Raw genomic sequence first — 22,154 nt, forward strand, 5'->3', positions numbered from 1 at the left:
CGTGAAATGGCTGGAGCGGGCGAAGGGAATCGAACCCTCGACATACAGCTTGGGAAGCTGTCGTTCTACCACTGAACTACGCCCGCGCGAGGCGCACCATGGCGCCGGGAGATGCGCCGGTCAAGGCCTTTGGGGGCGGTTGCGGGCCTCCTTCACCGACCCCGGCAGAGGGTGAGCGGAGCCGGCGGACAGCGGCCTTTCAGCCTTCCCCAGCTGCAAAATCCGTGAGGAGGCCAGCGTCCGCAGCGAGGTCCAGCGCCGAGTAGCGGCGGCGGATTTCGCGCGCGTGCAGGACGGCCTGGCGGTAGAAGCCGGGATCGAGGCCGAGTTCGCGCGCATCGGTGGCACCGCCGGCCGAGGCCAGGGTGGCCTTCAGCTCCCCGGCCGGTATGTGGATCGCGGCGAGCTCGTTCCTGAGCTGTGGCCAGAGGCTCTCCAGCCTGTCGTTCATGGCTGCCGCGCCGGCTTCGTCGAGCGCCTTGTGGGCCAGCTCGGCCTTGCAGATGTCCGCGACATCGGAGCCGAAGCGGGCTTGCATGCCGGCCTCGTCCACGCGTGTCGCGGAAACGCGGGGCGGCCGGTCCATGGCGAGGAGTGCACCCTGCAGCCGCGCCATGGTGAGCGTGGCCACCCCTACCTGCTGGCCATGCACGGTGCCGGGATGCAGGTCGCCGGCGAAGCAGTCGATGTAGTGCGAGATCTGGTGCTCGCCCATCGAGCCGTGGTTGGTCATGCCGGTGAAGCTGACGCCGAATCCGCACAAGGTGAGCACGCGGTGCAGGTAGCCCACACCCTCGATGCTGCCGGTCGGCAGGAGGGCCGCGCGCGCCATCAGCTCGGCCTCGTCGGGCAGCTCGAGTGCGAAGGGCAGGTCCGTGTAGTAGGTGCCGAGAAGGCGGTGCGAGAGCCACCAGTCGAACTGCGCGACGGAGCGGACGAGGCAGTCGCCGAACCCGGCCGCGATCAGGCGCGTCGGCGCCGCGGCATTGACGGCGAGGTCGATAAAGACGCCACGCGGCGCCTGGGCCATTTTCGAGACCTTGAGCCCGCTGGCCAGCGTGATCGACGACGTGGTCGAGGTGTAGCCGTTCATCGACGGCGCCGTCGCGAAGACGCAGCAGGACCGCCCGTCCAGCGCAGTCACGTACTTGCAGAGATCGTTGATGGTCCCCGAACCCACTGCGACCAGCATGGCGGCACCACGGGTGCGGGCGGAGAGTTCGGCCGCCGTGGCTTCGTCGGCATGCGGGTGATCGAGGCGAACGGTGTCGACCTTGCCCAGCCGGCCGAGGGCAGCGGCCACACGGGCACCCATCACCGCCTCGGTATTCTCGTCGCAGACGACCGCGAAGGGTCCCTCCGCTCCGAGCGCCGCGACGAGGTCCGCCTCGCGGCCTGCGAGCGAGTCGGCGATGACGACGGATTCGTAGGGGATGCGGCCCGGCTTGCCCGTCTCCGGATTGATCCAGCGCCCGGCGACCATGTCGTCGATCAGCGCCGTCCATGAGAGGGGTGGTGTGGCAGCGGTCATTGTGGAGTTCCGGCCCCCCCGAACCAGCGCGCCGCCGGTCAGCGGCAGCGCGAAACGCGTGGCGCCGGGTTCCCTGGGGTCCCGCCGTCCGGACCTGCCTCGAGCGGCGGCAAAGCCGCGTTGACAGATGACACCCGCCAGTGACTAATGAGGCCGTTGACAGGTGTCAATGGCTTGTGTCGATTGGCAAACCGGCAGCGTAAAAGCTCCCCCAGCAGGAAAAATGGTCGCTCGTCTCGTACATTCCAGGATCAGGCGCAGGGACCTCGCCCCACCGGCGGAGTTCGGCGGCGATCCCGTGGTCTGGGCCGCGTGGCTGTACTACGAGGAGCGGCTGACGCAGGAAGAGATCGCCGATCGGCTGGGCGTCTCCCGCGCAACCGTCGTCAACCTGCTGCAGGAAGCCCGCGAACGCGGCATCGTCACGATCGCGGTCTCGTCCTCCCACCTGCACACGGTCCGAATCGCCCGCGAGATCGCCGGCCGCTTCGGCCTGTCCCAGTGCGTTGTGGTGCCAGACGACGGCGGCCGCAGCCCGGATTACGAGCGCATCGGACGGGCCGGGGCCCGCTACCTTCTGGAGGTGCTGGCTCCCGGCGACGTGCTCGGAGTGTCGTGGGGGCGCACCGTGCTCGCCCTCGGCGAGGCGCTGACGCAGGCCGAGCTGCCGCACGTTTCCGTCGTCCAGATCGCCGGCAGCGCCATCGGGACCGAGGATTTCACGCCGGAGTTCTGCACCTCCATCATCGCCAATCGCATCGGGGCCCGTTGCGTCAACCTGCATGCGCCCGGCATCGTGTCCCGGCCCGAGATCAAGAAGCTGTTCATGCAGGAGCCCTCGCTGGTGGCGCAGTTCGACCTGCTGCGCTCCTGTTCGAAGATCTTGTTCGGCGTCACCGGCATAGGCTCCGGCAGCACCGTGTTCCGCAGCGGCTATCTCAGCGCGGCCGCGGTGAAGCCCTATGTCGAGCGGGGCGCGGCGGGTGTCGTCTCCGGCCGGTTCATCGATCGCGAGGGCAAGCCTGTGCTCGGCGAGCTCGACGAGCGTATCATCGGCTTGACGCTGGACGAGATCATCCCCATTCCGGAGCGGATCTGCGTCGCTGGCGGCGCAGACAAGGTCGAGGCCATCAAGGCCATGCTGGCTGGCGGCTACGCCACGGTGCTGGTGACTGACGAGATCACAGCGCAGGCATTGCTGGCGCAGGACTAGAAGGATCGGGCCGGCAACGGCCCGGAGAACAACGGCCAGGTACGGGACGCAGAGCCCGCTGGCGGCAGTCGTGTTGCGGGGAGGACGATTGGTGGGTAAGCCGGACGCGACAGGACGTTCATGGGCCGTGCGGCCCTCGGGAGATCGCGCGTGAGCGACGCCGCCATCCCGGTGCAGAAGACTTCGCGTCTCGCATTGCCGCGCTTTCTCACCTCCGAGCACCCGTTCCCGTGGATTTTCCCCGCCACGGCGCTGCTCGTCGTGTTCGGCATCTATCCGCTGCTCTATGCCGTCTGGCTCTCCCTCTACAGGCGCAACCCGGCAACGCGGCGCGAACTGTTCGATCCTGCCTGGAACTGGATCAAGCTCTTCAACGACGATCGCGTCTGGGGCGCCATCGGGCACACCTTCACCTATACAATCGTCGCTCTGGTGGTCGAGCTCATCCTCGGAATGGCGATCGCGCTCTTGCTGGACAGCGAAAAGCGCGGCTTCGGCCTGATGCGGGCGCTGATGACCCTGCCCCTCGTCGTGCCGCCTGCCGTGACGGGGATGATGTTCCTGCTGATGCTCGACAGCTCGTTCGGCGTGCTCAGCCGGGGCCTCTACGCGGTCGGTGTCATCTCGCCGCAGAATCCCATCCTGGGGACCGGATCGACGGCTCTGGCGGGCATCCTTCTCGCCGATATCTGGCAGTGGACGCCCTTCATGGTGCTGATCATGCTGGCCGGACTCAGGGCCTTGCCGAAGGATCCCTACGAGGCCGCGGCCATTGACGGGGCGACCCCGGTCCAGGCCTTCATCCACCTGACCCTGCCGATGCTCTCCAAGATCATCGCGCTCGCCATGCTGATCCGCGGCGTCGACCTGTTCCGCATCTACGACTACATCAAGGTCATGACGGACAGCGGGCCGGGCACCGCGACGGAGACGCTGACCGCCTATGCCGGCACCGTCTACTTCAAGAACGCCGACTTCCCCTACGCGTCGACGGTGGCGATCTTCACGCTGATCCTGGTGATCATCACCGCCAACGTCTTCATCAAGCTCTTCCGGGTGAGGTTCTGATGAACAGGAACCCGGTCCTTTCAGTCCTGCATTACGCCGTGGCAATCACGGTCGTGGCGCTGTTCATGTTTCCGATCTTCTGGTGGGGGCTCACCTCCATCAAGCCGATCAACGCGATCTTCAACAAGGACCACATCGTCTTCTTCGACTTCGAGCCCACGCTCGACAATTACCGCGTCACCCTGCTGGGCAAGTCGCGCTCCGAACTCGCCATGGAGTCCGGCAACACCTTCGGTGTCGGCGGCGCCAGCTCCTATGACAGCCGGCAGACGATCCTCGACTCCATCATCATCGCGGTGGGGTCGACGGCGCTCACCGTGGTCCTCGGCATTCTCGCCGCCTATGCCATTTCGCGCATGACGTTCCGGGGGCGGGAGGGCTACCTCGCCTGGGTTCTGTCACAACGCTTCATGCCGCCCATCGCGATCATCGTGCCGGTCGTTTTCATGTTCCACTACGCCGGTCTGCGCGATACCCGGCTCGGCATGATCCTGGTGCATGCCCTGATCAACCTGCCGATCGCGGTGCTTCTGATGAAGTCGTTCTTCGACGACGTCCCGAAGGACATCGACGAGGCGGCCCTGATCGACGGCGCATCGCGCTGGCAATCATTCATCAAGGTAGTTCTGCCCATGGTGAAGGGTGGCGTGGCCGCGACTGCGGTGCTGTGCTTCATATTCAGCTGGACCGAATTCCTTTTGTCTCTTTTTCTCACGACCTCAATCCGCACTCTTCCGGTTAAAATCACGACTTTCGTCACATCGACCGGCTCGGAGTGGGGCTTCATCTCGGCGCTCGGCACGTCCGCCATCCTGCCGAGCTTCATCTTCATTTTGCTGGTTCAACGCCAACTGGTTCGCGGTCTGACATTGGGCTCCGTCAAGGAGTGACCGTGGACGAGAACGATGCTCAACTCGGGAGGAAACTGATGAGCTTCAAGGAACACGACAAGAAGACGTTCATCGTCGACACGGCGAACGCATTCACGGAACGCCGCATCAGCAAGCGCGACTTCATGTCCAAGATGGGCATGGCCGGCATTGGCTTCTCGGCCTTCGCGGCCGGCCTGCTCGGCAACACGCGCTCGCCCAACCGCTTCGGCCTGGTCGGATCGCCTGCGGAAGCGCAGACGGCCGACGAGATGAACAAGTGGCTGAAGGATGTCGGCTCCAAGTTCAAGGGCACCAAGATCCGCTACACGTCCGAGGCCACCCCGCCGACGGTCGTGCTGAACCAGATCAAGGGCGAGTTCCAGGATCTGACCGGCATCGAGGTCGAGGTCGAGATCGTGCCGCTCGAGCAGGTGCTCGCCAAGGCGACGCAGGACGCACAGGGCCAGCTCGGCACCTACGATCTCTACTATCTCGACCAGTCCTGGGTCGCGACGTTCCAGCCGGACGTGATCGATCCCACCCAGTACTACAAGGACAAGCCCGACCTCGCGATGCCCGGCTTCGACTGGGCCGACTTCTCCAAGCCGCTGGTCGAAGGCCTTGCGGTGTACGAAGGCAAGTGGACCGGCATTCCCTTCGACATCCCGATCTTCATCCTCATGTACCGCCAGGACATCCTGGAGAAGCACAAGATCCCGGTGCCGACCACCTACGAGGAGTTCACCGACGCCGTCCACAAGATCACCGCGGCCGAGAAGGGCAACGGAGTCTTCGGCACGGGCCTGCAGGCGAAGTCCGGCCACTACTCGCTGGAATGCGACTGGACCCAGGCCGTGTGGGGCCATGGCGGCTCGATCTTCGGCAAGGACAAGAAGTTCACCGGCAATGACGAGCAGGGCATCGCCGGCCTGAAGTGGTACCAGGACCTCCTGAAGAACGCCCCGCCGGCTTCCACCACCTCCACCTGGGACGGCCAGTTCCAGATGATGGTGTCGGGCCAGGTCGCGCTGGTACAGAGCTGGGACGAGTTCTTCCCGGGCCTCGACGCCGACGACTCCAAGGTGAAGGGCCTCTGGCAGCCGGCCAAGCCGCTGACCGCCAAGAAGCTGCGTGCCCCGGCTGATGCGGGCTTCGGCGAAATCCCGAACCTCGCCCACCAGGGCGGCTCGGTCATCTCGCTGTCGAAGTACTCGAAGAACCCCGACGCGGCCTGGATCTTCATGCAGTGGGCCTGCTCGAAGGACATCATGACACGCTGCACCCTGGGCGGTGGTTTCGCCCCGATGCGCCTGTCGTCCTTCCACGACCCGCGCGTCAAGGCGAAGGCCAAGGTCGGCCCCGGCACGACGCGTCACCTCGACCTCGTCGAGTGGACGATCGACAACGTCATGGCATCCGAGCCCGACATGCCGCTGTGGGCGGGTCTCTCGACCAACGAGATCCCGACCGAGCTCGGCAAGCTCCTGACCGGCCAAGCCTATGACGGCGACGCCAAGAAGTGCATGGACGCCGTCGCCAAGCTGGTCGACGACAAGGTGAAGGAAGCGGGTCTGAACTGATCCGCTCGCATTCGCGGGGCCGGCCGGTGCCGGCCCCGCATTTTCCGGACGCACCGCCATGGACCGCGATCTCGTCGTCGGCATCGACAGCTCGACCTCCGCGACAAAGGCCATTGCCTGGGATCGGGACGGAAACGCCGTGGCCGAGGGCCGCGCTCCCATCGCGCTCAGCAACCCGCAAATCGGCTACTTCGAGCAGGATCCCGGGGAGTGGTGGTCTTCCACCGCGAAGGCCCTGCGGGAGCTGACCGGCAAGGTCGATCCTTCGCGCATTGCGGGCCTCGCCATCTCCAACCAGCGCGAGACCTTCAGCATCTTTTCCGAGGATGGGACGGCGCTGCGACCGGGAATGGTCTGGCTGGACGACCGTGCCCGGGCGCAGCAGCGCCGGTTCGGCGAGACCTTCGGGGCCGAACGCGTGCATGCCATCTCCGGCAAGCCTCTCGACGTCATCCCGTGCCTCTACCGCGTCATCTGGCTGGGCGAGCATCAGCCCGAACTGCTGGCGCGTGCCGACCGCATCGCCGAAGTCCATGGCTACCTGGTTTTCCGCCTGACCGGCCGGTGGGCATCTTCGACCGCATCGGCCGATCCGACGGGCATGCTCGACATGCGCCGCCTCGACTGGTCGGACGAGATCCTTGATGCCGCCGGGATCTCCAGGGAGAAGATGCTGCCGCTCGAGCGCCCGGGCGCGTTCCTCGCCGAGGTGAGCGAAGCGGCGGCGCGCGAAACGGGGCTGCTTCCGGGCACGCCGCTATTTGCAGGCGGTGGCGACGGCCAATGCGCCGGAACCGGCGTCGCCGTGCTGAATCCCGGTCGAGCCTACATCAACCTGGGCACCGCCGTGGTGGCCGGCACCTACGGCCGGGAGTACGCCTACGATCCCGCCTTCCGGACCGAGACGGCCATCGCCGACGAAGGCTACATCTTCGAGACCTGCCTCCGCTCCGGTACATTCCTGGTCGACTGGATGGCCCGCGAGCTATTCGGCGTCACCGGCGAGCGCCGTGCTGCGGAGCTTGCGGCGCTGGAACAGGAGGCAGCCGCCAGCCCGGTGGGGGCGGGGGGCGTCGTGCTGGTGCCGTACTGGCAGGGCTGCATGACCCCGCACTGGGACAGCGCCGCGCGCGGCGTCATCGCCGGCCTGTCCGGCTCGACACGCCGGGGCGACGTCTATCGCGCCCTGCTCGAGGGAATAGCGCTCGATCAGGCCTTCGCGCTGTCGCGGGCCGAGGCGGCGACGGGCAACCCCATCGACCACTTCGTCGCGATCGGGGGCGGAGCATCCTCCGATCTCTGGGCGCAGATCCTTGCCGACGTCACGGCCCGGCCGGTCAGGCGCTCGACCGCCACCGAGGCGTCGTCTCTCGGTGCCGCGATGGCCGCGGCAGGCGGAGCAGGCTGGTACCCCAGCCTCGCCCAGGCAGCGGCGGCGATGGCGAGCCGCACGGTGCGGACGTTCGAGCCGGACGCACCGCGGGTGGCGCGCTACGCGGATCTGCGGGCCATCCACTCCGACCTCTGGCCCACCCTTTCGGCCTGGAACCGGCGACTTGCCGACTTCGTCGATGCAGGCACCTGACCCGCTATTCGGCTGATGCCGGGGTGAGGTCCATCAGCGTCTCGACATAGTCGTCGTCAAGCAAAGCCGACAGGCTGATGCCGTATCCCAGCGAGGAGACGTTGACGATGGTGCCCTCGGCAGCGATGCCGAGCAGGGCGATGCTGATCCTGCAGACGCGGCGGTCGAGGATGTACGTCGTCGCCTCGCGGAACCGCAGCCCGCCTCTCGACACCTCGGTGATCGCGCCCTCGAGCATGTAGCCCCGCTCGACGAGGGTGAGCTTCGCCGGGACGAAGCAGGGATAGCGGGGGTACCGCCGCAAGCTCGCACTCAGGGTCGGCCGGCCCGCCAGGCGAAGCAGCTGTTGGTGGGTGGCTTGCGCGATGTCGCGAAGGGTCATGGGACGGATCCGTCATGTGCCGCGGCTGGAGCAGCGTGGCGGCCATCGTGAGCTGGCTCTGCCGAGACACGCCGGAGCAGTTCCGCGTAGGCCATGAAGCTCGCCTCGAAGGAGCGGGCGAGATCACCGAAGCTGCTCGCAAATGTCTGTTCCAGCGCGCCTCGTGCGCTCTTCAGTTCAGCGCTCCATGCACTGGCATGTGCCATGGCATTTCGCTCCGACGCATGTTCCAGAGCGGCGACGCTGCGCGACAGGTCCGCGAGTCCGGTTCCGAGCGCGAGCGCGAGGGCCTGCGGCTCCTTCCTGAGCGCGACGGCGAGCGACCCCAGCAGATCACGGCTTTCTGCCTGCCCTTCTGCGAGCCGGCGCAGCAGCGATGCGCTCTCCGCCGCGCCACCCGCCTGCAGTCCGGCAACGGCCAGCAGCCGGGCGATCGAGTCCTCGATGCGCTCTGCCGCGGCCTCGACCTGCGAGGAGCTCTCGGACAGGGCGCCGATGCGGGGTGCGACGCTGCCGACCGCTTCCCGGGCCAACTCCTCGGCTCGCCCCACCGTGAGCGCCAGTGTCGCGGCCAGATGACGGGCCGCGCCGTGGAGGCTCGACAGTTCCTGCCGCGTCTCCTTGCCGATGTCCTCTTGCCGCCGCGCCAGCTCGCGCGTCGCTCCAGCCGCGTCGGCTATCCCCGACTGCGTTTGCGCGAACCCCTCGGCGAGGGTCCGTGAAACGGCGGAAAGAGCCGCGAGTACTTCTCCGTGCCGGGATTCCGAGGAGGCCGTGGCTCGTGAGACGGTGGTCTCTATCCGGTGGGCAAGCGACGAGGCGAGGTCCCCGATGGCGGTGCGCTGGCCTGCGAGCCCGGCGACGACGTCGTCGATCCTGTCCAGCGCGCGCGCCACGTGGACATAGCGCGCGGCCATCGCCTCGGTCTGCGCCGTCGCTCGCACCAGCGCCACTGCGCTCTCGGCCTGTCGCTCCGCGAGCTGCCGGACGGCAGCGGCGGTCATCTCGATGGCGTCACCGGACCGGCGCAGCTGTGTCAGCACGGCCGGATCCATGGCCGCGCCATTTCCGCGGGCCTCCGGCGAACCGCCTTCGCTCTCGAGCTGCGAGATGCCGGCGAGCCAGCCTTCGAAGTCGTCCTTCACCTTCAGGGCGGCCGAGTTCACGAAGCGCCCAGCAAGGCCGAGCACGAGCGAGCAGAAAAGGCCGAACAGCGATGACGAGAACCCCGTGGCCATGCCATTGAGCGGCGCTTCGAGGTCATGGATCAGGCGCATCATCGCGCCATCGTCCGCCGCTCCGGCGCTGGCCAGCCCGCCGATGATGCCGCCCACCGAGGCGACCATCTCCATCAGCCCGATGAAGGTACCGATGAGGCCCAGGAACACGCACATCCCGGTGATGTAGACGACCAGGGAGCGATCGGCGGCGATCCGCTCCGACACCGCCTGCACCAGGTTCTGCATCGTGACGACGCTGATGCGGACATGCCGGGTGCGCAGCAGCTCCTCGAGCGCGAGGTCGTAGACATGCCCGAGCAGCTTGGGCGAGCGGATGACGATGCCGGGGTGGTGGCATCGCGCCAGACGTGCTGCCGCCTCCTCGGGGTGGTCGGTGCGCTGGTCGACGGCGTCCCGGTAGACTTCCTGCAACGCTCGGAAGGCGAGGACTTCATTGCGCAGCCGCGCGAGGCCCAGGCACGCCTGGGTCGAGCCGAACAGGAAGACCGTGATGATGAGGCCGTTGAGATAGACGTTAGCCATCAGGCCTTGGGTGACGAAGGCGTGCTTCCACGTGACCAGCGCCAGCAGCAGCCCGTAAACGATCATCAGGCGAAACGCCTGAAGGCGAACATCCTTGCTCATTCAAATCCCTGGCTCTGCCCGAAGGCGCCGGAAAGCCCGGCATGGCCACTAAAACGTGTGCAGGATGCAGTGGAAACGTGGAGGATGTGTTAACCGTGCCCGAGTGCCTCGCGCGACTGACGGGTCCGAAGAGTGGCGCGCACGAGCAAAATCTCCGACCGAAACGCTGCGATGTCCAGGGGTTTGAAGAAGACCCTGATGACGCCCCGCTCCCGCAGGAGCTCAGCCAGCACTGGGTCGTGCAGTCCCGTAATGGCGATACAGGCCAGGCTGGAGGTGCGCGGATCGGCGCGCAGCGAGTTCACCAGCGTCAGTCCGGTCATCTCGGGCATCACATGGTCGACGACGAGCAGGTCCGGCGGGTCCGCCTGACAGCGCGCCAGGGCCGCCTGGGGAGAGCTTTCGATCTCGCATTCGCAGTTTCCGATGCGGCCGGCGACGAGGCGCAGGATGCCGAGGGTGGTGATGTCGTCGTCGACGATCAGGATCCGGAACGGGGGATCGTTGCCGTCGGCCTCTATGGGGCCGGCAGCGAAAGGGGCGAATTCCCGGAAAGCGTGTTCCAACATGCCGACGTCCCCGCGCCGAGACATGGGACCATGAACCGAAATTCAGAAAGAGTACTTAACGAGCTTAAAGCAATCGAAACCGTGCCGGCGAGCCTCAATGGGCCGGCGGCGTCTCGATGGGACCCTGGCAGGATCCATGCTCGCTGCAGGCGAGAACCCGATCTATCTGCAACCGCTCGTGGTTGAACCGCTCGGCATCCGCGCCCCCGAGCCGGTTGGCACGCGGCACGCGCACGGTCAGCGGGTTGACGAAGGTGTCGTTCAGCTTGACCTCGAAATGCAGGTGCGGGCCTGTCGCGAGCCCGGTCTGGCCGAGGGCGCCGATGGTCTGGCCCAGTCGGACAGGCGCACCGGGCTCGATCCCCTTGGCGATGGCGGACATGTGCGAATAGGTCGTCACGAACCCGTCGCCGTGGCGGATCTCGACGTGGCGGCCGTAGCCCGAGTGCCAGCCTGCCTCGATCACCTCGCCGTCGCCGGCCGCGAAGATGGGCGTTCCCACCTTGTTGGCCCAGTCGATACCGTTGTGTGGCCTCGTATAGTGGAGCACCGGGTGGTAGCGGCTGCCGAAGCCCGAGGTCAGCCGCGCCTCGACGATGGGCTTCGACACGAGCATTCGGCGGTTGGAGCGGCCCTCCGAGTCGACGAAAACGGTCCCGCCGTTCTCCGCCGGCGTGCGCCAGTAGGCGATCCGCTCCCGGTCCAGCGTGAGAGCGGCATACACGAGGACGGGCCGCCCGTGACCCTCGGCATCCTCGCGCGCCAGCAGGTCGATACGGTCGTCGGGGCCTACGGCGCGTTCGAAGTCCACGTCGAAGGCGAAGAGCCGCAGCACCTCCTCGATGGTCTCGCGCGGGATGTCGTTGAGCAGCGCCGTCTGGTAGAGGCTCTGGTGCATAGACATGGCGTCAGGCCGTTCGCCGCCCCCACCCTCGTTCCCCGACGCTGATCCGGCGAGCCGGCCGAGGATCCCCGGCCCTACGCCATAGGCGGGATCCTGCGTGATCACCGGCACGACGGCGCCGCTATCGGCCAGCGCCACCTTGGCTACGGTTCGCTCCTCCTCCTTCAGGGTCGCGCGCGTCAGGCGCCGCCCGCCGTCCACCGCCTCGAACTCCGCCACGACGGAAGAGGGATGGCGGCCCGAGGAGCCGCCGAGCGCCGATCCGAACCGCGCGGCATCGTCCTCGCTGGCGCCGGCCTGTCGCAGCGGGTCGGCAAGGGTCTCACCGGGAGCGACGTCCACTGCGACGGCCCGGCGGCCGGCATTGCCATCGGGGCGGCGGGCGATCTCCGTGATGTTCTCGGGAACGATGCGCACATCCATCGAGGCGAAGGGGGAATCCAATTCGGCCGGGGCTTGCGTCCCCGCCAGAATGGAGACGCCCAGCGTCGACTGTGATGAAAAGCTCGCCAGCGGCTGCAGCGTGCGTGCCGCGTCGGCCGTCGCCTTCGCCTGGCGCGCTGCCACGTCTTCCGGCAGCACCGGCCCCTCCTCGCCGGGATCGTCAGGCATCTCCGTCACCGCAACCGAGACGTCCCCGAGATCTTCCTCGGCGGGGTCCGCCGGCGCTTGCGCGAGGGCAGCGTCGCCCGCCGACACGCCGGCTTCGCGGATCAGGTCCGCCTGCCGCAGGGGCGGCACGTCCGCCTCCAGGCCGACCGAGGACGGCAGCAGGCGTGTCGAAAGGCGCAGGAAGGGCGCGGACGCCATCGTCTCGCGGCCGTTGGCGAGGTGCCCGTATGGCGCCCTGAACAGTCGCTTGGCGCCGACGACGGTCGCCCGCGAAACGAGAGCGTCACCACGGGGCAGGGGATCCGACGAGGATGCCCCGGTATAGGCGGCGCGAGGTGCCTCTGCGAGTTCGAGCTGGCCGTCCATCGCCACGAACAGGGCAAAGCCGAGCAGCCCCATGCCGAAGAGACCCGCCAGCGCCACGGCGCCGAGCCAGCGCAAGCTCACCAGCCGCCGGCCGGGAGGGCCGAGGCCACGCGCGGACTCGATCGCCGGTACCGCCGTCTCGACCGGAAGCGCAAGCCGCGTGACCGCCCTGAGTGACGGTGGGGCGGGGCCGTCGAGCACCCGGAGTGCGCTGCCCACGAGGTCGGCGGGCCTCGCCGCCTCGCGGGTGGTGTCCACGGCGCGCGGCGCGCGGGTGAGATCCCCGCGTGAGGGGCGCGAGGTGGGGGCCCGTGTGCCGGCGTGCGCGCCCGTGCCCGCCCCGCTTCGGCGCAGGACGCCGCTGGTGAAGCTCATGGTGTCACGGAACGGAGGGGTGGGGGCGGCGGGGTCACCGGCATACCCCTTCGCATGGCGGCGTTCTGCGGCGAAAGTCGGGCCGGGCTGTAGCGTGGCAGTTCAGGACGAGGAGCGCCGGACTCTGATCTCGATGCGCCGGCGTTCCCTCACGTCGCCTCCGCCGGGAAAGGACAGACGCTCGTCCGTGCCGGTCATCTGCGCTGCGGAGAGCGGCAGGATACGGTAGCCGGCCAGCTTCGGGTCCTGCATGAGGACGCGCGCCACGGCGACGGCCCGGGCGAAGCCGAGCCCGGCATTGTCCGCGGGAACGAGGTTGGCCACCGGCGCGCCGTTGCGCAGGACGTCGGAGAGGCCGCGGTCGAGGTTGGACGCTTTCTGGGCTACGGGGAGGTCGTCCGTATGGCCGATCACCTCGATCACATCCACGTCATACGCTTTCAGGATATCAGCCAGGCGCTGCGTCACCGCCGTGCGCAGGCGCTGCGCGAGGCCGGGGTCGACTTCCGCGCTGCCGACGGGGAAGAAGTAGCCGTTCGCCTCGCTCAGGCGGATGATCGGGGGCCAGTCATGTCCCCCCGGGCCCTTGCTGCTCCTGGCCGCTACCGCCTGCGAGGCAGCGGGGGATGCCAGCGCGCTTCGCACCAGCTCTGCAATCTGGTCGGGGGACAATTTGGCGGCGGCGTCGGCGCCGAGCTCGGCCTCCAGGGCCCGGGCGATCTCCGCGTCGCGGCGCACCTTCTCCGCCGTCGCCCCCTGCCTGCGCAGGGCGTCCACCTCGGCGAAGAACCCGGCGCCCTCCGCCAGCGCCTCGCGCGTGAGGCCCTTCTGCTCGAGGTCGTCCATGGCCCGGTCGGCGGCCACGATGCGCGTCCATGAATCGTCCAGCGACTGGCTGGGGGTGGAGCCGGCACGGGGCGCCTGCACCAGCCGCGCCAGCTTCTCGTCGGACCGCAGGGCTTCCATGACGCCCTCGTTCTGGGCGAGCGCCTTGCGCAATTCGGCGGTGCGATGCTCCGCCCGCGTGGTCGCGTCCTGCTGTCGCTCGAGCAGGACGCCCGTGACGGCGAGAAGGCAGAAGACCAGCAGCAGCATGATCTCGGCCATGGTGAGTCCGAGGACGACACCCTGGCGGTAGGCGGCCGATTGGCCCTGGATGGTGGTGCGCATCACGCTCCCTCGTCGCCACGCCGCCCGGCATGCCCGAGCCGGATCACCTTGCCGTCCTCGGCAGCGCCGTTTTCGTCCCGCGCAGCAGGGGTCGCCGACGTGTCGCGGGCCGCCGTCTCGCGCTTCTCGATCTGTTCGGCGACCTCGGCGAGGCGGCGCGACAGTTCCTCGATGGTGGCGCCGAGCTTCTGCCCGTTCGGGCCGCCCGCCGGTTCCGAAGCCTCCAGCGCGGAGACGATGCGGCCGACCCCTGCGGAGAGCGTGCGAACCTCCTGCGCCAGCGCCGAGGCCGTGGTCTCGACGGTCGCATTGGCCTGGCGCGACAGTCCATCCAGGCTGGAGGCGATCCTGCCTGCCACCTGGTCGACCTTCCTCGCCACCTCCTCCAGGCCCTCGAACACCACCTGCTGCGTCGCGCGCCGGCTGTGGGCCAGCTCGACGACGGTGGCGTCGAGTTCCTTTCGCACCCGTCGCGCCGCGTCCGCGAGCTCCAGCCGGGCGACGCGCTCGACTTCCACCGGGTCACGGCGCATCTGGTTGAAGACGATGCGCAGCCCCACGCCCGCGATCGTGGTGGCGATGGCGATGCCGAAATTCTGCACGATCCGATCCGCCGCCGCGTCCTTCGCGGAGAACTGGAACAGCGACACGCCGAGGCTCGTGAGCGTGTAGAGGAAGCCGAGATAATAGAGGTTGTCGCCGGCCTGGTCGTCGCGCAGCCTCATGCTGCGCCAGCCGGCCAGAAGCAGCGCATAGCCCACCATGAGCCCGACGGGCACGAACGTGACATAGGCTTGGGAGACGCCCCAGATCTTGGCCAGCACGATGTAGCCGCAGCCCGCAGCCACGATCGCGAAGAACAGCAGGGCGCCGCGGCTTTCGCGCGTTCCGGTCCACCCTGCCATCAGCCCAGCCCCTGCAGCTTCGTAGCGCCGACGAGGCGGCCATTATTGTCCCGCACCCACTCGTTCCAGAATCGGATGTGGTCGGCGCTGTCGATGGGTTTGGCCGTCTGACGCTGCACATAGTCGATGGTCACGTCTGCGCCCTTCAGATCGGTGCGGACCTTCCTGTACGCCTTGGATGCCTTGTAGCGCGCATAGGAGAGATCGCCCTGGTACTGTGAATAGTCCGGGCCGTGCTCGATCATGTCGGACACGATGACGAGCGACTTGGGCGCGTTCGCGACGCTCTCGCCTGCGAACCGGTCGACGGCGATGGACTGGATCGTCGCCATCAGCGGCGACGTGGTCGCCGCCTCGGGGTCGAGGCCGCCGCGCAGGGCTGCTTCCAGCGGCTGCCGGAAACTCTCCATCCAGCGCTTGCGCGCCATCGCGGGGTTCGCAGTGAATTCGCTCAGGCCCTCGCCGCTTCCCGGATTGCAGCGGCTGAACAGGATCCGTCCGCCAGGGGAGACGGGATCGAGAACACGCACCTCGAGGAGGCCGTAGGTCGGCGTCTTCTCGGCCGCGTCCACGAGGATGGTCGTAACCTCTTTCCGCGCGATCTCGGGAAGCGCGTCCGAGGCATCGAGCAGGATAGCAGTGACGGCGCGCGGTCCCGCGACCGGGCAGAATGTCGTGCGATCGAGCTGCGGCGGGCGTTCCGCCGTCGCGAACACCCAGCCGACACCACCCAGGATGGCCAGGGCGAGGAGGCCCAGCGCGACGCCGCCGATCGCCAGCGCCCTGTCGCCGGACGCGCCCGGCCTACGCCGCCGTCGCCGCTGGCGTGCCATGCATCGCCTCCGGCAGGAGATCGTCGATCTGGTGGTAGCCGGTCACGGCCTTCTCGAACTCGGCGTGGATCGCCTCGACATGCTTGGCCAGCAGCTCCTGCGAGAAAGCGATGGAATCGCGCAGATCCTCGCGGATGGTGTTGCTGGCGAGCTCCTGGTCGACCGGGATCCGCGGCAGTCTGTAAGCCTCGGCGAAGCGGGCAGGCGGCGGCGCCGTGCGGGCGCGGACATTGGCTTCGCGGTAGACCCCGAGCAGGGCGTTGGCGCCGCGCTCCAGCTGGTCCTGGTGGGCGAGGAAGAGCCGCACCAGCCGGGCACGATGCTCCAGGATGGTGTCGTGTTCGCCGCGCCGGACCGTGAGGTCGCGGTTCGCCTCCTCCAGCACGTCGCTTGCCTCGTCGCGAATATCCTCCAGCACGCCGATGAGCTCGCCCTTGCGGTCGATGTAGATCTGGTGGGCCTGGGCAAGGCGCTTCTCAAGCTCACCGTAGCCGGGATACGGGTCCCCGAAGGATACGCCGTCGCCGAAGGCCACGGCGGAGAAGGCGAAGCCGATCGCGAAGAAGAGCCAGGATTTCAGGTCACCCAGCCCGAGCGGGTGCTCGGCGATGCGGGCCACGACCTGCCGGCCGGCATCCTCGACGAAGCTTCCCGACACCTCCCGGTAGTGGGCCAAAGCGAGGTTCAGCCCTACCGCGAAGGCGACATAGACGAGCACCGACGCCAGCCCCATGAGCTTGCGGAACCAGCTCCGGTGATTGAGCTGGCGCGCTCCCACGGCCCCGATGGCGAAGCTGACGCCTACATTCAGCGCGGCGAAGGTACAGGCCTCCACGACGCCGCCGACCAGCCCGAGATCGCTCCCCTTCGACAGGAAGACACCGTTCACGACCACCTCGATCACGAACAGCATCAGCAGGAGGCCGATCTTGAACACGGTGCCGCCGCCTGTGGAGGGCCGCGCCATGCGGTCCAGCCGGTGGCTGCGGCGGAAGGTTTCCCGCTCTTCCTCGAAGCCGCGCAGGTTGCGCCGCAGCCGGTTCAGCTCGTCGCGTCCCTGCGCCGCGGCGGCGCGCAGGTTCGAGACAGCCTCGGGCGCAGCCTGCCGGATGGTCGAGAACCGGCCCTCGAAATCGAGCCCTGCGAGGCGCTCCGAGAAGATCTGCAACTCGTCCAGGAGAGAGGTATGCGCGGCCTTCTGCTCTCCCTCGACGCGCTCGATGACAGCCGCCTCGACGCTGTCGAACGAAGACGAGAACTCCGCCGGCTCGTTCCGGCCACCGCGCTTGTTGCCCTGGAAGGCGAGGTCGAGGTCCGAGGCGACACGCTGGATGTTGAGGTCGGGGAATGTCTGGAGGGAGGCGCGATAGTCGTGCGGCTCCCGGCGAATTCCCTCGACGAGGCGTGACAATGCTGAAGTCTTGGCCAAGTGGCGACCCATGTGGCGCAGGCGGATCCGCCCGCTCTTCTGTGCGCCACTCTGGACTAGCTGTCCACTGGGGCGCAATCGAGGCTGGATGTAGGGTGCCGGGGCGGGTTTGAGAAGGAAGACACGGGCTTGGCCGTCTTCCCGTGCGGCAAACGGATCGAAAATCCCGAGCGGCGGCACTGGAAAAAACTGGTCGGACGAAAACTTCGCTCGTGCGCATCGATGGCCACCAGATGCCCTGTCCAAGCTTGCCCGCGGCGGCGGCACGGCCTATCGACGGACGAGGAACGAGCGGCGCCGTCAATGGGCGCCCGAGGGAGGATGAGGCATGAGCCGGACGGTTTCCTGGGGCGTCATCAGCACGGCGCGGATCGGCACCGAGAAGGTGATCCCCGCCATGATGCGGGGCGAGGTGAGCCGCATCGACGCCATTGCGTCGCGCGATCTCGCCCGGGCGAAGGACGTCGCTGCCACGCTCGGCATCCCCAAGGCCTATGGCAGCTACGAGGAGATGCTGGCCGATCCCGCCATCGAGGCGGTCTACAATCCGCTGCCCAACCATCTGCACGTGCCGCTGACGATCCAGGCCATGGAGGCGGGCAAGCACGTCCTCTGCGAGAAGCCGGTGGCTCTCAACGCCGAGGAGGCGCGCCAGCTGGTGGACGCGCGCGAGCGGACCGGCAAGATCGTCGCCGAGGCGTTCATGGTGCGCTTCCACCCGCAGTGGCAGAGGGCGCGCGAGATCGCGATGAGTGGGCGCATCGGCGAGGTGCGGTCCATCCAGACCTTCTTCAGCTATCACCTCACCGATCCCGACAACGTCCGCAACAAGGCCGACATCGGCGGCGGCGGTCTCTACGACGTCGGCTGCTACGCCATTCTCACCGCGCGCTACATCTTCGGGGCCGAGCCGCAGCGCGTGGTCGGCGTCTTCGACCGCGACCCCGTGATGGGGATCGACCGCGTCACGAGCGGTCTCGCCGAGTTCCCGGGCGGGCGCCAGCTCAGCTTCTGCTGCGCGACCCAGCTGGTGCCCTACCAGCGCGTCCAGATCTGCGGCACCCGGGGCCGGGTGGAGGTGCGCATTCCGTTCAACGCCCCGCCGAATGCCGTCACGCGGCTGTTCGTCGACGATGGATCCGATCTCGAGGGCGGCGGCATCGTCACCGAGGAAATCGCGCCCTGCGACCAGTATACGCTGCAGGGCGACGCCTTTTCGCGCATGGTGCTGGGCGAGGCGCAGCAGGACTGGCCGATCGAGGATGCTGTCCAGAACATGCGCATCATCGACGCGTTTTTCCGCTCCGGCGAAAGCGGACGCTGGGAGGCGCCGTGACTCGGCCGTGCTGGCCTGGTGCATGTGACCGCCGGATGGAACCGACATGACCTCGCGTGCCGCCCGCCTCGCCCTTCCGCTCCTCGCCTTCCTGTTCGGCGTGGTGGCGCTCGGGCTCGCCATTTACGTCGTCTTCGCGCCGTCAGGTCCGGGCGCGACCCATGTCAGCGCCGTGGGTGGCCCGTTCACACTCGTCGACCAGGACGGGAAGACGGTGACGGAAAAGGACCTGGCCGGGTCGCCATCGTTGGTCTTCTTCGGATTCACCCATTGCCCGGACGTGTGCCCCACGACGCTTCAGGACATCACGCTCATCTACAAGGCGCTGGGACCGAAGGCCGACGGCCTGAAGACCTTCTTCGTCACTGTCGATCCCGAGCGCGACACTGTCGCGGATATCAAGGCCTATCTGTCGAGCTTCGACCCGCACATCCGGGGCCTGACCGGGGATCGGGCCGCACTCGATCCGATGATGAAGGCCTACCGGGTGTTCTCCAAGAAGGTCCCGACCGAAGGCGGTGACTACACCATGGACCATACGGCCCTGGTCTATCTGATGGACAAGAACGGGCAGTTCGTGAACGGCTTCAACCTCTCGCAGCCGCCGGCCGACGCGGCGAAGCAGCTGGAACAGATGATGTGAGGTGCGCCGGGCCGGTGCTTGCTGCCGGGGCGTGGTCGGTCTTGCGCCAGTGGGATGGCGCGGTGAAGAGTTCGACCAGCGCCGTCCACGCCGCCGCCGAGACCAGCAGGTAATACGGTATCAGGAGCAGCGCGTCCGTAACGCCAAAGCGCAGCCCGCGGCGCCGTGCTGCGAGCCATGGCGGCCATATCATCGCGAAGAAGCCGAGCAGCGGCACCGTGCAGGCGAGCGACACCGAGACCGCGTGGAGCACCCGCCCTTCGTCCGCTGATGTTTCCTCCATGAGCCAGAGTGGCAGGGCGACGGTACCGATCGGAAAGAAGAGAGCGGTGCCCGCCGTTCCTGCGGCATGGCTCAGCACGGTGAGGCGATCGGCCAGCCGGTAGCCGCCGAGGCTCTGCCCGGGAGCGAAGCCGTGCACCATCGCCGTCTGCATCCAGCCCTTCAGCCAGCGCGTCCTCTGCCAGAACCAGACGCGCAGGCGGGCCGGCGCGGCTTCCCGCGTCACGGAGGCGAGCGTTTCCGTCCGCAGGCCGAGCCGCGCCAGCCGGAGGCCGAGGTCGGCATCCTCGGTCACGTTCCAGGCGTCCCACGCTCCGGCCTGTTCCAGGACCGCACGCCGGAAGTGGTTCGAGGTGCCTCCCAGCGGCAGCGGAAGCCCGCGCGCCGCAAGGCCGGGCAGGAGAACGTCGAAGAGGACGGCGTATTCCAGGGCAAACATCCGGGCGAGCCATCCGTCGCCGGGATTGTCGATGATCAGCGAGGCCTGGAGGCATGCCAGATCGGGATCCGAGGCGAAGCGTTCCGCCGCCAACCGCAACTGGCCCGGGTCGGGCCGGTCCTCCGCGTCGAAGACACAGACAAGTGTGCCCCGGGCGCTGGCGAGGCCGATGTTGAGGGCGCGCGGCTTGGTGCGCGGTACGCCCGGCGGGCACACGACCACCTCGATGAAGCCGGGGAGACGCATCGCGCGAACCGCGGCGAGGGTCGGCCGGTCGTCCTCTTCCAGCAGGAGCTTCACGTCGAGCCGGGCGCGCGGGTAATCCAGCTCCCGCAGCGCGGCGATGAGCTGCGGCACGATCTCGACTTCCCGGAACAACGGGACGAGGACCGTGTAGTCCGGCAAGTCCCGATCCTTCAGGCGGGCCGGGATCCAGGCTGAACGCGGGGTCACGACGCCGATGATCCGCAGCAACGCCGTCGACAGCAAAAGCAGCGCAAAGAACGCCGCGACGATGTCGCCGACTGCCGGCCAGCGGACGGCGGTCAGCACCAGCGCCAGCATCACGGCGGGAAGGATCATGAACGTGTAGGTCCTTGGCCGGCCGCGGGCAGACAGGCTTGGCGAACGTCCCGCCACCGTCCGCGCTGCGCTGCGCGCGATGCGGCGCTCGTCGCTTTGCCTCAGGGCGGCGGAAAAGGCGGATGGGGTGGATACCGCGATGCGGGCGCCCGGCGGCATGGCCTCCCGGAGCGTGTCGAGCAGGAGCGCGAGCGCACGGCCGCGCGGCGCCAGAACGATGTCGAACCCGGCCTCGCGCGGGTTGCTGCAAGGTGCCGAGCCGGCGGTGCGGGCGGCGCTGGGATCGCCGGGCGGTGCAAGGCGGGGGCACTCGGGCAGGAAAGTCAGCCGCAGCAGCGAAGCGACGGCCCTGTAAAGCCGCTCTTCCGACACGATGCCCTCGTTGACAAGAACGACGTCGAGAGGAACACGAAGAGATGCCGCCAGCGACTCGGCGCGGGCAAGTCCCGGCAGGGAAGCACCGGCGGCGATGGCAGCTGCCTTCAGCGCCGGCGAGGACGCAGGACCGGATTTTCGACGCGAGCCGACCGCCCAATGCAACATGCTGGTCTCCGCTGGCTGGCGGAACGAGGCCCCGGAATGAACGGAACCTCTCGATGATGCGCCGAGTGAGAGCCGCCTTCCACCAACCCGCTCGGAACTGGCGCGCGCATCGGCGCGTGCGCCGGGCTGCCGTAGCGGCCATCGTGCTCGCCGGGATATTTGCGTGGCACGGCAATGCGTTCGCTCCGCGCGCACTCGCCTCGGAATCGGCTTCTCCCGCGATTCCCAACTTCTGGGACCCGTCGCTCCGGCCGGAGAAGCCCGACATGGCGGGCCTGCGTGTCATCCGCTTCATGACCGAGGACGAGTATCCGCCGCTCAATTTCCAGACCGAGGATGGCCGCCTCGCCGGTTTCAACGTCGACCTCGCGCGTGCCGTCTGCGATGTGCTGAACGTGGCCTGCACCATCCAGGCACGGCGGTGGGACACGCTGTTCGAGGCGCTGAAGGAGGGCAGGGGCGACGCGGTGATCGCCAATGTGCGGCCAAGCCCGGCCCTGCGGAAGGACTTTGCCTTCACCTCGCCCTATCTGCGCACGCCGGCCCGCTTCGTCATCAAGAAAGGCGTGCAACTCGATCCGACACCGGAAGGCCTTGCGGGACGCAAGGTCGCGGTGTTGGGCGGCAGCGCGCACGAGGCGTTCCTTGCGTCGTTCTTCCCCAAGGCAGTCGTCGTCGCCTTCCCGGACCTCGAAAAGGCACGCGGAGCCGTGGTGGCGGGCGAGGCCGATGCGGTCTTCGCGGACGGGCTGACGCTGGCGATCTGGCTCAACAGCGACCAGGGCGCGGGCTGCTGCGCCTTTGCAGGCGGTCCCTACACCGAAAGCCGCTACTTCGGCGAGGGCGTCGCCGTCGCCATGCGGCGCAACGAGCCCGTCCTGCGACGGGCCGTCGACTACGCCCTGCAGAAGCTCGCGGAGAAGGGCACGTTCGCAGAAATCTACCTGCGCTACTTCCCGGTCGGCTTCTACTGACGCGTTGTGGCCTGTTGCGCGATTGATTCCCGCGCTTTCGCTTCCTAGTGTGCGCCGCTTCCGCCGGAACGGGTCCGGCGGTCCAACTTCCGTGCG

At 68.0% G+C, this 22,154-nt stretch carries 18 protein-coding genes and 1 tRNA gene; 8 read left to right on the forward strand and 11 right to left on the reverse strand.

The features are described 5' to 3' along the window. Positions 1-11: 11 nt before the first annotated feature. Both AC5JCN_RS22465 and AC5JCN_RS22470 read right to left on the reverse strand, forming a co-directional pair. A tRNA-Gly gene (locus AC5JCN_RS22465) sits at positions 12-86 on the reverse strand. Between the two features lie 113 nt (positions 87-199). Beyond that, positions 200-1,531, reverse strand: coding sequence for an iron-containing alcohol dehydrogenase (locus AC5JCN_RS22470; RefSeq protein ID WP_495757316.1), 1,332 nt, complete (start codon positions 1,529-1,531; stop codon positions 200-202). 223 nt (positions 1,532-1,754) lie between these two features. Here AC5JCN_RS22470 and AC5JCN_RS22475 point away from each other — a divergent pair, with 223 nt between their 5' ends. The 5 genes from AC5JCN_RS22475 (at position 1,755) to AC5JCN_RS22495 (ending at position 7,849) form a co-directional block, all read left to right on the forward strand. Further along, positions 1,755-2,744, forward strand: coding sequence for a sugar-binding transcriptional regulator (locus tag AC5JCN_RS22475; RefSeq protein WP_495757317.1), 990 nt, complete (start codon positions 1,755-1,757; stop codon positions 2,742-2,744). A gap of 150 nt (positions 2,745-2,894) precedes the next feature. Beyond that, positions 2,895-3,812 carry a carbohydrate ABC transporter permease gene (locus tag AC5JCN_RS22480; protein ID WP_495757318.1) on the forward strand — a complete coding sequence of 306 codons (918 nt, stop codon included), beginning with the start codon at positions 2,895-2,897 and terminating at the stop codon, positions 3,810-3,812. Continuing rightward, complete coding sequence (locus tag AC5JCN_RS22485) at positions 3,812-4,702, forward strand: carbohydrate ABC transporter permease (protein ID WP_495757319.1); 891 nt, start codon at positions 3,812-3,814, stop codon at positions 4,700-4,702. Before AC5JCN_RS22480 ends, AC5JCN_RS22485 begins: the two co-directional genes overlap by 1 nt. Before the next feature lie 38 nt (positions 4,703-4,740). After that, positions 4,741-6,264, forward strand: coding sequence for an ABC transporter substrate-binding protein (locus AC5JCN_RS22490; protein ID WP_495757320.1), 1,524 nt, complete (start codon positions 4,741-4,743; stop codon positions 6,262-6,264). Between the two features lie 58 nt (positions 6,265-6,322). Then, positions 6,323-7,849, forward strand: coding sequence for a xylulokinase (locus AC5JCN_RS22495; protein ID WP_495757321.1), 1,527 nt, complete (start codon positions 6,323-6,325; stop codon positions 7,847-7,849). A gap of 4 nt (positions 7,850-7,853) precedes the next feature. On the opposite strand, the gene AC5JCN_RS22500 is transcribed toward AC5JCN_RS22495, so the two are convergent. The 8 genes from AC5JCN_RS22500 to AC5JCN_RS22535 all read right to left on the reverse strand — a co-directional run bounded on the left by AC5JCN_RS22500 (position 7,854) and on the right by AC5JCN_RS22535 (position 17,259). Next, entirely contained in the window at positions 7,854-8,231 is a 378-nt protein-coding gene (locus AC5JCN_RS22500; protein ID WP_495757322.1) for a PilZ domain-containing protein, read from the reverse strand. Further along, positions 8,228-10,096: a hypothetical protein gene (locus tag AC5JCN_RS22505; protein WP_495757323.1), complete on the reverse strand. Its 1,869-nt coding sequence runs from the start codon at positions 10,094-10,096 to the stop codon at positions 8,228-8,230. Before AC5JCN_RS22505 ends, AC5JCN_RS22500 begins: the two co-directional genes overlap by 4 nt. An 89-nt stretch (positions 10,097-10,185) precedes the next feature. Beyond that, positions 10,186-10,665: a response regulator gene (locus AC5JCN_RS22510; protein WP_495757324.1), complete on the reverse strand. Its 480-nt coding sequence runs from the start codon at positions 10,663-10,665 to the stop codon at positions 10,186-10,188. Positions 10,666-10,759: 94 nt separating this feature from the next. Continuing rightward, a complete protein-coding gene (locus AC5JCN_RS22515; protein WP_495757325.1) occupies positions 10,760-12,922 on the reverse strand; it encodes a M23 family metallopeptidase in 2,163 nt (720 codons plus the stop codon). Positions 12,923-13,024: 102 nt separating this feature from the next. After that, positions 13,025-14,092 carry an OmpA family protein gene (locus AC5JCN_RS22520; protein ID WP_495757326.1) on the reverse strand — a complete coding sequence of 356 codons (1,068 nt, stop codon included), beginning with the start codon at positions 14,090-14,092 and terminating at the stop codon, positions 13,025-13,027. Then, the gene (locus AC5JCN_RS22525; protein ID WP_495757327.1) at positions 14,092-14,997 is read right to left on the reverse strand and encodes a hypothetical protein; all 906 of its coding nucleotides are present in this window, start codon (positions 14,995-14,997) and stop codon (positions 14,092-14,094) included. Before AC5JCN_RS22525 ends, AC5JCN_RS22520 begins: the two co-directional genes overlap by 1 nt. Beyond that, the gene (locus AC5JCN_RS22530) at positions 14,997-15,830 is read right to left on the reverse strand and encodes a hypothetical protein (RefSeq protein ID WP_495757328.1); all 834 of its coding nucleotides are present in this window, start codon (positions 15,828-15,830) and stop codon (positions 14,997-14,999) included. Before AC5JCN_RS22530 ends, AC5JCN_RS22525 begins: the two co-directional genes overlap by 1 nt. After that, positions 15,802-17,259 carry a hypothetical protein gene (locus AC5JCN_RS22535; protein ID WP_495757329.1) on the reverse strand — a complete coding sequence of 486 codons (1,458 nt, stop codon included), beginning with the start codon at positions 17,257-17,259 and terminating at the stop codon, positions 15,802-15,804. Before AC5JCN_RS22535 ends, AC5JCN_RS22530 begins: the two co-directional genes overlap by 29 nt. Before the next feature lie 328 nt (positions 17,260-17,587). Between AC5JCN_RS22535 and AC5JCN_RS22540 the strand changes: the two genes are divergently transcribed. Together AC5JCN_RS22540 and AC5JCN_RS22545 are read left to right on the forward strand one after the other, a co-directional pair. Further along, a complete protein-coding gene (locus tag AC5JCN_RS22540) occupies positions 17,588-18,595 on the forward strand; it encodes a Gfo/Idh/MocA family protein (RefSeq protein WP_495757330.1) in 1,008 nt (335 codons plus the stop codon). A 46-nt stretch (positions 18,596-18,641) separates the two neighbouring features. Beyond that, positions 18,642-19,238, forward strand: a complete 597-nt coding sequence (locus AC5JCN_RS22545) for an SCO family protein (RefSeq protein ID WP_495757331.1) — start codon at positions 18,642-18,644, stop codon at positions 19,236-19,238. Here AC5JCN_RS22545 and AC5JCN_RS22550 read toward each other — a convergent pair. Next, on the reverse strand, positions 19,183-21,084 hold the full coding sequence (locus AC5JCN_RS22550; protein ID WP_495757332.1) for a glycosyltransferase: 1,902 nt from the start codon (positions 21,082-21,084) through the stop codon (positions 19,183-19,185). The genes AC5JCN_RS22545 and AC5JCN_RS22550 overlap by 56 nt on opposite strands. A 266-nt stretch (positions 21,085-21,350) precedes the next feature. On the opposite strand from AC5JCN_RS22550, the gene AC5JCN_RS22555 reads away from it, so the two are divergent. Then, positions 21,351-22,058, forward strand: a complete 708-nt coding sequence (locus AC5JCN_RS22555; RefSeq protein ID WP_495757333.1) for a transporter substrate-binding domain-containing protein — start codon at positions 21,351-21,353, stop codon at positions 22,056-22,058. The last annotated feature ends 96 nt before the right edge of the window (positions 22,059-22,154 follow it).

This window comes from Alsobacter sp. (genome assembly GCF_059501845.1).